We start from the raw sequence: 13,310 nt of genomic DNA on the forward strand, positions 1-13,310 counted from the left end.
CGTATAAAGCAATTGGCAAGGTTTCCCGGATGAAATGTCATTCATCCAGGAAATAATCGTTAGCAGCCTATACGTCGGCCTGACAGGTGTGCTAATAATTCCCCGCCACCGGCGACCGGTGGCAACGTTCTCAGGGCGGGGTGCAATTCCCCACCGGCGGTAATTGCGCCCATGCGCATAGCCCGCGAGCGCTTGCAGGCATGTCTTGCAAGGTCAGCAGACCCGGTGTGATTCCGGGGCCGACGGTCATAGTCCGGATAAAGAGAGAACGGGATAGGCACCGCTATGCCTGTCGTTGCGCGCCTGCGTGACGAAATCCCCTTCGATCCAACTGCCCTGTTTCTCATACAAACAGGAGTCCGTTTCAATGCAACCTACCGCAATCGATAGCAAAAACCCGTCCCACGAGCGCATCGCGTTCATCCAGGCCTGCTGGCACAAGGATATCGTCGATCAGGCACGCAAAGCCTTTGTCGAGGAAATGGGGGTGTTGGGCTATCAGGCAAGCGATATCGATTTTTTTGAAGTCGGTGGCGCCTTCGAAATTCCCTTGCACGCCAAGTTGCTGGCCCGTAGCGGCCGCTATGCCGGCATTGTCGCCGCTGGCTTGGTGGTCGATGGCGGCCTGTATCGCCATGAGTTCGTCGCCCAGTCGGTGATCAGCGGCCTGATGCAGGTTCAGCTGGAAACCGAAGTGCCGGTGTTCTCGGTGGTACTGACCCCGCATCACTTCCATGCAGGCGACGAGCACCAGAATTTCTACTTCGAGCATTTCCTGGTCAAGGGTGCCGAGGCGGCGAAGACCTGTGCTGATACGCTGCAGAAACTGCGCGCACTGCGTCGCAATGAAATGCCGCAGAAACGCGTAGGCTGACAGCAACTCAGTGGGAGCCGGCCTTGCTGGCGATAGCATCGGCACAACATCAGCTGTTGCACGGTGCCTGCATCGCCGGCAAGGCCGGCTCCCACAACATCAATCAATTGCCCCCGGCACTGGCCATCAGGCCAACTGGTCGGGGGTGGTCGGCACGATCAGAATTCCCGCGCGCAAGCCATTCTTGACCTTAGGGTTGGGGAAGATAATGCGAGCCCCCTCCTCCTCGACAATCCAACGCGTGCTGCTCAGGTCTTCAGCCAACAGATAGCCTTTGGACAATTCCGAGAAATTCTCGATGTCTGCCGGCAGGTGCAGATGGAAGCTGTCGCTGTGCTTGATGATCTCGCGCGCCACACTGAACAGCTGCAGGCCATCCAGCGCTTCGGGCACCTCAGGTTCATTGCCTTCGATGATCTGCTTCAGGCGAGTTTCCAGGCGCTCAAGGTTGACCTGCTCGTTCTGCCCAAAGGGACGTGCCTTGCCCAGCTCCAGAGTAAAGGCCTCAGCCTCAAGCTGCTCATAGGTGAAGGCGGTGAACGTGACGGATGTCTTGCTTTGCAGCAACACAGCCTCCATCCCGGCCGCATGCAGGCGCGCCAGTTCACGACGCGAATGCTGACGACCTTCCTTGAACGGATACAAGGCGAACTGCTCGATCTTCGAACCGCGAATCGCGGTATGCAGATCGTAGTGCAACCGGGTACGCCCGGGCACACTGAAAAAGGTGGTGGCCAAACGCTCCAGCTCGCAAGCGCGCAAGGCTTCCGAACCACTGGACAGTTCATGCCGACCGTTGAACAGCCGATTGACGTCCTGCTCAAGGTAACGCTCGCCCTTGCGAATCGCTTCGGGGTTACCAAACAGGAACAGAATCCGCGCCCGCGGCTTGATTTCGCCCCTGGCGACACCGTGCAGCAGCTCGTCGAGCAACTCGATCGGCGCGGTTTCATTGCCATGGATGCCCGCCGACAGCAGCAGGTCCATACCGTTGTCACGCGCCTCTGGAGGGCGCACTTCAAGTGCGCCCTCGCCAAGCCAGCGCATGCGCACGCCGTCGACAGTCAACTGGGTCTTCTCTGCCGGTTCACGACCGGCCAGGGTGAGTTCGAGCAGTTTGCCGAGGGCGAGCATGGGCTATTCCTTAGTGATGGTGGCCGCAATCAGGACCATGAACGTGATCGTCATCGTCGCCGGCATCGGCCGGTTCCATTTCCAGCTGCAGGCTGACCAGGTTGGTCGCCAGCGGGCGCAGCAACAAGTTGGCGTATTCGGCATCGTCTTCTTCAACATCGACGCCGATCAGCAGCTGACCACGGCCATCTTGCTGAATCCATACCTCCTTGCCTTGCCAGACCACCGCGAAGCGGGTGCAGGAAGTTTCCAGCTGGGTACCATCGTCATCTTCAAGGATCAGCTGCAGGGCGTCGGACATAGTCGAATTCTCTTTCAAGGTTGGAGTTGGAACGGATAGACCGAACCCAGTTTGAGGATCTGGGTCAGTTCATCCAGTGCCGTACGACATTCCAGCAACAACTGCGGGTCCGCCAGATCCGTTTCGCTCAAGCGGTCACGGTAGTGCTTGTCGACCCACTGGGTCAGGGTGTCGTACAGCGGCGCCGTCATGATAACCCCTGGATTGACCGCTGCCAGTTCAGTTTCGTTGAGTGCGACGCGCAACCGCAGACATGCTGGGCCTCCGCCGTTCTGCATGCTCTGCTTGAGGTCGAAGACCTTGACCTCGGCAACCGGACCACCTTGACCGGTCAAAGCCGACAAGTAAGCCCAGACCCGCTCGTTGTTGCGGCATTCTTCCGGCACGATCAGCAGCATCGAGCCGTCGGCACGGGACAGCAGCTGGCTGTTGAACAAGTACGAACGCACTGCATCCTCTACCGTCACAGCTGAGCGTGGCACACAGATCGCCTTGAAGTTGCCACCCCGTTTAGCCAGTTTAGCTTGCAGTTGGCCAAGCATCGCCTCGGTCTCGAGGAAGGCATCTTCGTGGTAGAACAGCACCTCACCGTTACCGACCGAAATCACATCATTGTGAAACACACCTTGGTCGATTACCGCAGGGTTCTGCTGGGCAAAGACTACGCCCTCTTCGCTCAGACCATGCAGCCGGGCAACCGCCTGAGAAGCTTCCAGGGTCTGGCGCGCCGGGTATTTCTGCGGCGCCGGGTAGCGGGTGTCAAAGGCGCTACGACCATAGACAAAGAACTCCACACCAGCCTCGCCATAGCTGCGGCAGAAGCGCGTATGGTTGGCCGCCCCTTCATCCCCGAATTGCGCCACCGCCGGCAACGCCGCGTGATGAGCGAAGTGCTTACTGTCAGCGAACATTGCCCCCAGCACACGGCTGGTGGTGGGATGCTCAATGCTGCGGTGATACTTGCAGTTGAGGTTGGCTGCGGTGAAATGCACGCGGCCATCGGCGGTATCAGCACTCGGGCTGACCGTGGCAGCGTTGGCGACCCACATGCTCGATGCCGAGCAGCTGGCAACCAGCAGCGGCATGGCCTCTTTGGCCGCACGTTGGATAACCTCGGCATCACTGCCGCAGAAGCCCAGACGGCGCAACGCACCCACGTCCGGACGCTCTTGCGGCGCCAGCACGCCCTGCTGGAAACCCATCTCCATCAGCGCCTTCATCTTCGCCAGACCCTGACGCGCCGCTTCACGCGGGTTGGAGCCCTGCTGGCTGTTGCTCTGCGAGGCAACGTTGCCGTAGGACAGCCCGCCGTAGTTATGCGTCGGTCCCACCAGACCATCAAAATTCACTTCAAACGATTTCATCGGCAAGGCTCCGTGGACCTTTTGTTATAGGGAGACGCCTGGCGTCAGCGTGGCAGGTAGGGTCAGGCTGGCGGTCTCCAGCGAGGCTACCGGGTAAGCGCAATAGTCGGCCGCATAGTAAGCACTGGCGCGGTGGTTGCCACTGGCACCCACACCACCGAACGGCGCGCTGCTAGCAGCGCCGGTCAGTTGCTTGTTCCAGTTGACGATGCCGGCACGGCTTTGCAGCCAGAAGTACTGGTAGCGCGCATGGGAGTCGGACAGCAAACCGGCAGCAAGGCCATACTGGGTGTTGTTGGCTTCAGCAATCGCTGCATCAAAGTCGCTGTAGCGAATGACCTGCAGTAGCGGGCCGAAGAATTCTTCATCCGGGCGATTGGCCACGGCGGTCACGTCGATGATCCCCGGGGTCAGCAAGGCCGCGGTGGCTTGCGGCTGGGTCATGCTCAGCAGCGATACACCGCCGTTACCTAGCAACTGCGCCTGAGCATCGAGCAACGCCTTGGCCGCCGCCAGGGAAATAACCGAGCCCATGAACGGGGCCGGCTGCTGATCAAAGGCACCGACAGCGATGTTTTTGCACACTTGGACCAGACGCTGGAGCAGCGCGTCGCCCCACGCGCCTTGCGGCACCAGCAGGCGGCGAGCACAGGTGCAACGCTGGCCGGCAGAAATAAACGCCGACTGGATGATGGTGTAGACCGCCGCCTCCAGATCCTTGACCTCATCAACGACCAGCGGGTTGTTGCCGCCCATTTCCAGCGCCAGAATCTTGTCCGGGCGCCCGGCGAATTGCTGGTGCAACAGATTGCCGGTACGGCTCGAACCGGTGAAGAACAAACCGTCGATACCCGGATTGGCGGCAAGCGCCACACCGGTTTCGCGCGCGCCTTGGACCAGGTTCAATACACCCGCCGGTAGGCCCGCCTCAATCCAGCACTTGACCGTCAGCTCAGCAACTTTGGGGGTCAGTTCGCTAGGTTTGAACACCACGGTATTACCGGCCAGCAGCGCCGGAACGATGTGGCCATTAGGCAAGTGGCCAGGGAAGTTGTAGGGCCCGAATACTGCCACCACGCCGTGGGGCTTGTGCCGCAACACGGCGGTGGCATCGGCCAGCGGGCCACTCTTCTCACCCGTACGTTCACGGTAGCTTTGTACGGAGATGGCCACCTTGTTGACCATACTGGTCACTTCCGTGGCGGCTTCCCACAGCGGCTTGCCGGTCTCTTCACCGATGCAGTGAGCCAGCGCCTCTGCGTTGGCCTTGAGCGCGGCGGCAAAAGCCTCGAGCACACTGATGCGTGCCTCCAGCGACTGCAATGCCCAGCCAGCAAAGGCCTGACGCGCAGCCTTGACCGCGCTGTCGACCTGTTCGGTGGTTGCCCCCTGGCCCTGCCAGACAACTTTTTGACTAACCGGATCCAGTGACTGCAGTGCTTCGCCCTGCCCGACCTGCCAGCTACCGGCGATGAAGTGAGTCGTCATTATTTGGCCTCCCGGGCAGCAGACAGCGGCACAGCACGCACTTGGTCACCGGCGCTCAGGCGCAGGCGTTTAGCAGTCAAAGGATCAACCACCAAGGTGCCGGCCGCCAAGCGCGCTGGCGCTGCCGTGATTCGGCACTCTTCGCGCTTACGGTTATGGATGATGAACGGTGTGGCGTCGTCGCCTGGGGTACCGACGGCGAGCACCAAGGCCTGACTGTCATGCACCGCACGGATCTTGGCGGTTTCACACTCCACTGCCGGGCCGGCGTCGAAGATATCGACGTAGCCCTGGTAACTGAAACCTTCGCTCTTGAGCATGGCAAGCGCCGGCTCGGTATCGGTATGTACGCGGCCAATCACGCCCCGCGCAGCCTCGGAGAGGAAGCAGGTGTACAACGGAAACTTGGGCATCAGCTCGGCGATAAAGGCCTTATTGCCGACACCGGTGAGGTAGTCAGCCTGGCTGAACTCCATTTTGAAGAAGTGCCGGCCCAGGCTTTCCCAGAACGGCGAACGGCCTGCCTCATCAGACATGCCGCGCATCTCGGCAATGATCTTGTTGCCAAACAGCTCGGCAAACTCCGCAATGAACAGCAGGCGCGCCTTGGCCAGCAGGCGGCCATTGAGGCCGCTGCGATAATCACTGCGCAGGAACAATGAGCACAGCTCGGAGTTGCCGGTCAGGTCGTTGGCCAGAAACAGCGTCGGGATCTCACGGTAGATATTCAGCTCTTGAGAGGCACTGACCGTCAGACCGACCCGGTAGTTGTACCAGGGCTCACGCAAGCCGACGGCTCCGGCAATGGCGGAAATACCCACGACCACGCCGTCGTCGTTTTCCAGCACGAACAGGTAATCGGCATCGCCGCGCTCAGCTTCGCCACGGAACGTCTTCTCGGCCCAGCCAACCCGGTGCGCCAGGCGCTCCTCGTTGGCCGGCAAGGTGGTCAAGCCGGTGGTGCCAGTGCTGCGGGCCAACTCGATCAGCGCCGGTAAATCGCTGCTGCGTACGGGACGAACGATCATGCTATCTCCTCGGGCGGCGGCCTTTGGCCTGCCGCAAAACTCGACCTGGGGTGCGCGGTTATCGAACCGCAGGGATCAAACCGCGACCAGGCGCACGCTGGCGCCTTCACCGACGCCCAGGGCCTCGGCAGCTTCAAGACTCAGGGTAACCGGCTTGCCTGGTACCCAATCGAGCTCCAGCAGCACCGCGCGGTAATCTTGGAGTTGGCCATTGCAGACCAGGTACAGACGCCCGCCCTTGACCACGCTACTGTCGAGCTTGACCGGCACCACGCGGCTCTGGGCAATCGAACGGATGCTCGACACCCGTGCATGCAGGGTCGGACCACCGTCGAAGATATCGATGTAATGATCGGTCTCGAAGCCTTCGCGCATCAGGATGTCGAAGGTGATCTGCGCCCGCGGATGAACCTGGCCCATGGCCTCTTGCGCAGCATCTGGCAGCAATGGCACGTAGATTGGGTAGTGCGGCATCAACTCGGCCAGAAAGGTCCGGCTTTTGAGGCCGCACAGGCGCTCGGCTTCCGCATAATTGAGATCAAAAAAGTTACGCCCAATGGCGTCCCAGAATGGCGAATCACCCTTCTCATCGCTGTAACCGACGATTTCGGTCACTACCGAATCGGCGAACCGCTCAGGGTGAGCAGCCATGAACAGTAGGCGGCCACGGGAGTTGAGCTCCGACCAGCCGGTGCCAACCAACTCCGGCAGGACGTAGAAGCTGGTCAGCAAGCTGTTGCCGGTCAAGTCATGGCACTGCGAGAGGACATGGATCTTGTTGTGAATCTTCAGCTCGCGCGAGGCATGTACAAAGGTCTCGTTACGGAAGCTGTAGAACGGCTCGGAGTAACCGGCTGAGGCAACGATGGCCGAGCAGCCGACCAGCTTGCCGGTGTCGCTGTCCTCAAGCACAAAGAAATAGCTCTCCTCGCCGTTAAAACTGACTTCGGCAGCAAAGGAGGTTTCCGAGGCGGTAATCTTGTCGCTCAGGCGACCGGCATCGTCCGGCAAGGACGTGACACCAATGGGGCTGTCCGCTGCCAGACGCTGTACTTCGCCCAGATCAGCCATTTGCGCGGGGCGCATCACCAGCATGGTGTCACTCCTTTCGGGAAAACAGGCCAGCCACTGCCGGCACAAAAAAGAACAGCAGGCGCCCGGGGGCACATGCTCTGGAATTCGGTTTCACCGACCCCGCAGGGCCGGCGAAAGGACCTCGGGCGCGAATCAGGCCTGGGTCAGTTTTGCTGCAGCGCGTTCGAAACGGTCCAGACCTTCGTCGATGTCGGCTTCTTCGACCACCAGACTTGGGGCGAAACGCACCACATCGGGACCCGCCTGGAGCACCATCAGGTTTTCTTTTTCGGCGGCGTTCAACACGTCCTTGGCCTTGCCCTTCCAGGCATCGGTCAGTACACAACCGATCAGCAGACCCACGCCACGAACCTGGCTGAACAGGCCGTATTGCTGGCCGATCTTCTCCAGCCGCGCTTTGAAGCGCTCATGCTTGGCCTTGACGCCGGCCAGCACTTCAGGGGTGTTGACCACATCCAGTACCGCATTAGCCACGGCGCACGCCAGCGGGTTGCCGCCGTAGGTGGTGCCGTGAGTCCCAACGGTCAGGTGCTTGGCCAGGTCTTCAGTGGTCAGCATGGCGCCGATCGGGAAGCCGCCCCCCAGGCTCTTGGCGCTGGAGAGGATGTCTGGGGTCACGCCGTAATGCATGTAGGCGAACAGTTCGCCGGTACGGCCAACACCGGTCTGCACTTCGTCGAAGATCAGCAGTGCGTTATGTTTGTCGCACAGCTCGCGAGCCCCTTGCAGGTAGGCAACATCCGCTGGCACCACACCGCTTTCACCCTGGATCGGCTCAATCACTACCGCGCAGGTCTTGTCGGAGATCTGCGCCTTGAGCGCTTCCAGATCGTTGTACGGCACATGGCTGATACCGGTGATCTTCGGCCCGAAGCCATCGGAGTACTTTGGCTGACCGCCAACGCTTACGGTGAACAGGGTGCGACCGTGGAAGCTGTTAACCGTCGCGATGATTTCGTGCTTTTCTGGGCCGAAACGGTCGTGGGCAACACGACGGGCCAGTTTGAAGGCAGCTTCGTTGGCTTCGGCGCCGGAGTTGCAGAAGAACGCCCGCTCAGCGAAGGTCGCATCAACCAGCTTGTGAGCCAGACGCAGGGCGGGTTCGTTGGTGAACACGTTGGACACGTGCCACAGTTTGTTGGCCTGCTCGGTCAAGGCGCCAACCAGCGCCGGATGAGCATGCCCCAAGACGTTCACAGCAATCCCGCCCGCGAAGTCGATCAGCTCGCGGCCCGACTGATCCCAGACTCGGGAGCCCGCACCACGAACGGGGATAAAAGCCGCCGGTGCGTAATTGGGGACCATTACCTGGTCGAAATCGGCGCGTTGCACCGGAGCTTGCTCAACGGACATCGGAGTCTCCTGAAGAGGAACGCCTGCCTGAAACTGGCGAGCGATGGGGGGATTGTAAGGACAGATTGGCGCCTGACCTTGCCGCCAAGCGACAACTTCTTATAGCGCCAAACCCTGTTTTACCAAGGCTTACGGCAATGCGACAAATAGGGTCGCAAAGGCGCAGTTTAAACGGTGCGCAGGTGTGGTGGGGAGATTCTGTACGGACGGGGAATTGACTGGATCAACCACTGGGCCAGCCCGCCCTACCCGATCTTTGTGGGAGCTGGCCTTGCCAGCGATGCAGGCACTGCGCAACAGCTAAAACCGCGCCGATTTCATCGCCAGCAAGGCTGGCTCCTACAATGCGCAGCTCAACCGCGCTCGGCAGGCACCGAGGACAATTCGAACGGGCTGCTGCTTCGTCGCTGGTTACGATCTTCGCGCGGCGTGGCGCCAAAGAAGTTGCGGTAGGCACTGGAGAAGTGTGGCCCCGATGAGAAGCCACAGGACAAGCCGATCTGGATGATCGATTTGCTGGTCTGCATCAACATCTGCCGCGCCTTGTTCAAGCGCAACTCCAGGTAGTACTGGCTTGGCACTCGATTGAGGTACTGCTTGAAGATCCGCTCCAGCTGACGCCGCGACACGCAGACATGCTGGGCGATCTCGTCGGTGGTCAACGGCTCTTCGATGTTGGCCTCCATCAACAGCACGGCCTGGGTCAGTTTCGGATGGCTCGAGCCCAGACGGTTCTGCAATGGAATACGCTGACGCTCGCCGCCTTCACGAATCCGCTCGACCACCAATTCCTCGGACACGGCCCCGGCCAACTCAGCACCGTGGTCACGCGCCAGCACCGCCAGCAACAGGTCGATCACCGACATACCGCCACAGGCGGTCAGGCGATCTCGGTCCCAGTCGAACAGATGACTGGTGGCGATGACCTTGGGGAAACGCTCAGCAAAATCATCCTGCCAACGCCAGTGCACCGCCGCGCGATAGCCGTCGAGCAAGCCCAACTGAGCCAAGGGATAGACCCCTGCCGACAAGCCACCGACCACACACCCGGCGCGGGCCAGTTGCTTGAGGGCGCTGGCCAGCCCCGAAGCCACCGCCTGCGGCGGCTCATCAGCAAGCAGAAACAGCTTCTGACAACCTTCCAGGCGCCCCGCCCAAGGCTCGCCCGGCAAACGCCAAGCACCTTCAACGGCAGGCTCAGCCTGCAGGAAGGACAATTCATAGACGACTTCGGGATGAACCTTCTGGGCAACCCGCAAAACCTCTTCAGCCAGCGCCAGGGTCAGGGCTTTGGTGCTGGGCCAGATGAGAAAACCGATGCGCTGGGTGGTCATGGGGTGCGGTCCGAAACCTGAGGGAGGTCAAGAAGATAGAGCCTGGTCATGCTGCGATGAATTCGCAGCATGACCCATGTTGGTGCAAGACGGCAATCTTACTTCAAGCTGCCAGACAGGAACTGCTGCAAACGTTCGGATTGCGGATTGACCAGCACCTCACGTGGGTTGCCGCTCTCTTCCACCAGTCCCTTATGCAGGAACACCAGCTGGTTCGACACCTCGCGAGCAAAGCCCATTTCGTGGGTCACCACCACCATGGTCCGGCCTTCCTGGGCCAATGCCTGCATCACCTTGAGCACATCGCCGACCAGCTCAGGGTCGAGCGCCGAAGTCGGCTCGTCGAACAACATTACTTCCGGCTCCATGGCCAGGGCTCGAGCAATCGCTACTCGCTGCTGCTCGCCCCCGGACATATGCCCAGGATAGGCATCTTTGCGATGCGCCACACCGACCTTGGCCAAGTAATGCTCAGCCTTTTCCAAGGCGTCTTTTTTGGGCATGCCCAGCACATGGACCGGTGCTTCGATGATGTTTTCCAGCGCCGTCATGTGCGACCACAGATTGAAATGCTGGAACACCATCGACAGGCGCGAACGCATGCGTTGCAGTTGCTTGGGGTCGGCAGCCTTGAGCGCGCCGTCCTTGTTTGCCACTAGCTTGAGTTCTTCGTTATTGAGCAGGATCTTGCCCGCATGCGGCTGCTCAAGCAGGTTGATGCAGCGCAGGAAGGTACTTTTTCCCGAGCCACTGGAGCCGATGATGCTGATCACGTCGCCTGCCTTGGCCGCCAGGGACACACCCTTGAGCACTTCGTGACTGCCGTAGCGTTTATGCAGATCTTGGATTTCGAGTTTGTACATGCTGTCGATTCTCACAAAGCAGTCAGTCTTGAGCTAACGCTCAGGGCGAAAAAGTAGCGCAGGCCTCAGTGCTTACGCGGCGCTAGATAGCCAAGCCAGCGGCGTTCAGCCAGCTTGAACAGGCGCACCAGAATGAAGGTCAGGCACAGATAGAAGACGCCGGCGGTGATATAGGCCTCGAACGGCAAGTAATACTGAGCATTGACCGTGCGCGCCGCACCGGTGATGTCGATCAGGGTGACGATCGAGGCAAGACTGGTGGTCTGCAGCATCATGATCACTTCGTTGCTGTACTGCGGCAGCGCCCGACGCAGGGCCGACGGCAGCAGAATCCGACGGTACATTTTGACCCGCGACATCCCCATGGCCTTGGCCGCCTCAATCTCGCCATGGGGCGTGGCCTTGAGGCTGCCAGCAATGATTTCTGCAGTGTAGGCACTGGTATTGATGGCAAAGGCCAGGCAGGCACAGAAGGTTGCACTCGACAGCCATGGCCAGAGGAAGCTCTCACGCACCGCCTCGAACTGAGCCAGACCGTAATAGATCAGGAACAGCTGGACCAGCATCGGCGTTCCACGGATCACGTAGGTGTAGAGCCAGGCGGTCATATTCACCAACGGCTGCTTGGACACCCGCATCAATCCCAGCGGGATCGCCGCCAGCAAACCGAACAGCAGCGACAGCGCCAGCAGCTTGAGGGTGGTCAGCAAACCGCCCAGGTACAGCGGCAGCGCTTCCCAGATGACGTTGTAGTCGAAAATCATAGTTCAGCCGCCTTTACGCCTACCGAGTAGCGCTTCTCGAGGTAACGCAGGGCCAGCAGCGAGACACTGGTGATTATCAGGTACAGGGCCGCGACCGCCAGGAAGAAGGTGAAAGGCTCGCGAGTGGCATCCGCCGCCTGCTTGGCCTTGAACATCATGTCCTGCAGGCCGACCACCGAAATCAGGGCCGTGGCCTTGGTCAGGACCAGCCAGTTGTTGGTGAAACCTGGAATCGCCAGGCGAATCATCTGCGGCACCATGACCCGAAAAAACACCTGCAGGCTGCTCATGCCATAGGCCATGCCAGCTTCGGCCTGCCCTTTGGGAATGGCCATGAAGGCACCGCGAAAGGTTTCCGAAAGATAGGCACCAAAAATGAAGCCCAGGGTACCGATACCCGCCACCAGCGGGTTGAGGTCGATGTAATCGTCATAACCGAGCAGCGGTGCTACGCGGTTGAGCAGGTCCTGACCACCGTAGAAAATCAGCAGGATCAGTACCAGGTCGGGGATCCCGCGGATCACCGTGGAATACAGGTCACCCAGCCATGCCAACCAGCGCACTGGCGACAGACGCAGGGCTACACCGATAAGGCCGAGTACAATGGCCAGGGCCATGGACGACAAGGCAAGCTGCAGCGTTAGCCACACGCCGTCGAGGATAACTGCCCCGTAGCCTTTCAACATGATGAGGTCCTCGACCTTAGGGATGAAAAAATGGTGCAAACCTCAGAGTCTCTGCTGCTTGCACCATTACACAGGTGAAACGTCGACGATTTACTTGGCTTCAGGGCCGTAAATATCGAAGTTGAAGTACTTGTCCTGGATCGCCTTGTACTTGCCGTTAGCGCGAATGGCCGCGATGGCAGCGTTGAGGCGGTCGAGATTGGCCTTGTCGCCCTTGCGCACCGCAATACCAACGCCGTCACCGAAGTACTTCACGTCAGTGAAGGATGGACCGACAAAGGCGTAACCCTTGCCCGCGTCAGTTTTCAGGAAGCCATCTTCGAGCAGCGTAGCATCGGCGACGGTGCCATCGAGGCGACCGGCAGCGACGTCCAGGTAAATTTCGTTCTGGGTGCCGTAAGGAACGATGGTCGCGCCTTGTGGCGCCAGGACTTCCTTAGCGAAGCGGTCGTGGATCGAACCACGCTGCACACCGATCTTCTTGCCCTTGAGCTCGGCCAGGTTATCGCTGACGGCAGTACCTTCCTTCATCACCAGACGCGCCGGGGTCAGGTAGTACTTACCGGTGAAGTCCACGGACTTCTTGCGATCTTCGGTGATCGACATGGACGAGAGGATCGCGTCGATCTTGCGCACTTTCAGTGCTGGGATCAGGCCATCGAACTCTTGCTCAACCCAGGTGCACTTGACCTTCATCTCTTCGCACAGGGCGTTGCCGATGTCGTAGTCGAAGCCGACGATGTTGCCATCTGGGGCTTTCGAGGCAAACGGTGGGTAGGCGGCCTCGATACCGATTTTCAGCGGTTTCTCATCAGCCAGCGATGCCAGGGAAAACACGGACAGCGCCAGTGCGCCAAGCAGTGCGAGTTTCTTCATCTGGAACTCCATCGGTAAAGGGCAATACGAGGCAGAGCGTTACCGCTGCCCGATATGCGAATGGGTACAACGCGAGCTGCGTAGCGTCAACGAAGGTCGAGTGCCACGAGCGAGTGATCGGCATTTTAACGACAGCTCCGTAGCCGATAT

At 59.9% G+C, this 13,310-nt stretch carries 13 protein-coding genes and 1 riboswitch; of the genes, 1 reads left to right on the forward strand and 12 read right to left on the reverse strand.

Annotation, left to right across the window (positions count from 1 at the left end; genetic code table 11):
* Positions 1–122: 122 nt before the first annotated feature.
* A riboswitch (FMN riboswitch) is annotated at positions 123–274 on the forward strand.
* 93 nt (positions 275–367) lie between these two features.
* Positions 368–874: a 6,7-dimethyl-8-ribityllumazine synthase gene (locus tag CX511_RS19090; RefSeq protein ID WP_045189764.1), complete on the forward strand. Its 507-nt coding sequence runs from the start codon at positions 368–370 to the stop codon at positions 872–874.
* Positions 875–1,000: 126 nt separating this feature from the next.
* On the opposite strand, the gene astE is transcribed toward CX511_RS19090, so the two are convergent.
* From astE to aotJ, 12 genes are all read right to left on the reverse strand, one after another.
* The gene (gene astE, locus CX511_RS19095) at positions 1,001–2,008 is read right to left on the reverse strand and encodes a succinylglutamate desuccinylase (RefSeq protein ID WP_101291990.1); all 1,008 of its coding nucleotides are present in this window, start codon (positions 2,006–2,008) and stop codon (positions 1,001–1,003) included.
* A gap of 10 nt (positions 2,009–2,018) precedes the next feature.
* Positions 2,019–2,309 carry a topoisomerase II gene (locus tag CX511_RS19100; RefSeq protein ID WP_028944689.1) on the reverse strand — a complete coding sequence of 97 codons (291 nt, stop codon included), beginning with the start codon at positions 2,307–2,309 and terminating at the stop codon, positions 2,019–2,021.
* 14 nt (positions 2,310–2,323) lie between these two features.
* Complete coding sequence (gene astB / locus CX511_RS19105; protein WP_045189761.1) at positions 2,324–3,673, reverse strand: N-succinylarginine dihydrolase; 1,350 nt, start codon at positions 3,671–3,673, stop codon at positions 2,324–2,326.
* 24 nt (positions 3,674–3,697) lie between these two features.
* Positions 3,698–5,164 (reverse strand): succinylglutamate-semialdehyde dehydrogenase, encoded by a 1,467-nt coding sequence (gene astD, locus CX511_RS19110; RefSeq protein ID WP_177327833.1) that lies wholly within the window; start codon positions 5,162–5,164, stop codon positions 3,698–3,700.
* On the reverse strand, positions 5,161–6,189 hold the full coding sequence (astA, locus tag CX511_RS19115) for an arginine N-succinyltransferase (protein ID WP_045189759.1): 1,029 nt from the start codon (positions 6,187–6,189) through the stop codon (positions 5,161–5,163). Before astA ends, astD begins: the two co-directional genes overlap by 4 nt.
* Positions 6,190–6,264: 75 nt before the next feature.
* Positions 6,265–7,284, reverse strand: a complete 1,020-nt coding sequence (gene aruF / locus CX511_RS19120) for an arginine/ornithine succinyltransferase subunit alpha (RefSeq protein ID WP_045189758.1) — start codon at positions 7,282–7,284, stop codon at positions 6,265–6,267.
* A gap of 132 nt (positions 7,285–7,416) precedes the next feature.
* Positions 7,417–8,637 (reverse strand): aspartate aminotransferase family protein, encoded by a 1,221-nt coding sequence (locus CX511_RS19125; RefSeq protein WP_045189757.1) that lies wholly within the window; start codon positions 8,635–8,637, stop codon positions 7,417–7,419.
* A gap of 353 nt (positions 8,638–8,990) precedes the next feature.
* The gene (gene argR, locus CX511_RS19130; RefSeq protein ID WP_045189756.1) at positions 8,991–9,971 is read right to left on the reverse strand and encodes a transcriptional regulator ArgR; all 981 of its coding nucleotides are present in this window, start codon (positions 9,969–9,971) and stop codon (positions 8,991–8,993) included.
* Between the two features lie 98 nt (positions 9,972–10,069).
* Entirely contained in the window at positions 10,070–10,834 is a 765-nt protein-coding gene (locus CX511_RS19135; RefSeq protein WP_101291989.1) for an ABC transporter ATP-binding protein, read from the reverse strand.
* A gap of 65 nt (positions 10,835–10,899) precedes the next feature.
* Positions 10,900–11,598 carry an ABC transporter permease gene (locus tag CX511_RS19140; protein ID WP_038613479.1) on the reverse strand — a complete coding sequence of 233 codons (699 nt, stop codon included), beginning with the start codon at positions 11,596–11,598 and terminating at the stop codon, positions 10,900–10,902.
* Complete coding sequence (locus CX511_RS19145) at positions 11,595–12,284, reverse strand: ABC transporter permease (RefSeq protein ID WP_101291988.1); 690 nt, start codon at positions 12,282–12,284, stop codon at positions 11,595–11,597. Before CX511_RS19145 ends, CX511_RS19140 begins: the two co-directional genes overlap by 4 nt.
* A 90-nt stretch (positions 12,285–12,374) precedes the next feature.
* Positions 12,375–13,160, reverse strand: a complete 786-nt coding sequence (gene aotJ / locus CX511_RS19150; RefSeq protein WP_101291987.1) for an L-arginine-binding protein AotJ — start codon at positions 13,158–13,160, stop codon at positions 12,375–12,377.
* Positions 13,161–13,310: the final 150 nt, after the last annotated feature.

This window comes from Pseudomonas sp. S06B 330 (genome assembly GCF_002845275.2).
Classification (GTDB): Bacteria; Pseudomonadota; Gammaproteobacteria; order Pseudomonadales; family Pseudomonadaceae; genus Aquipseudomonas.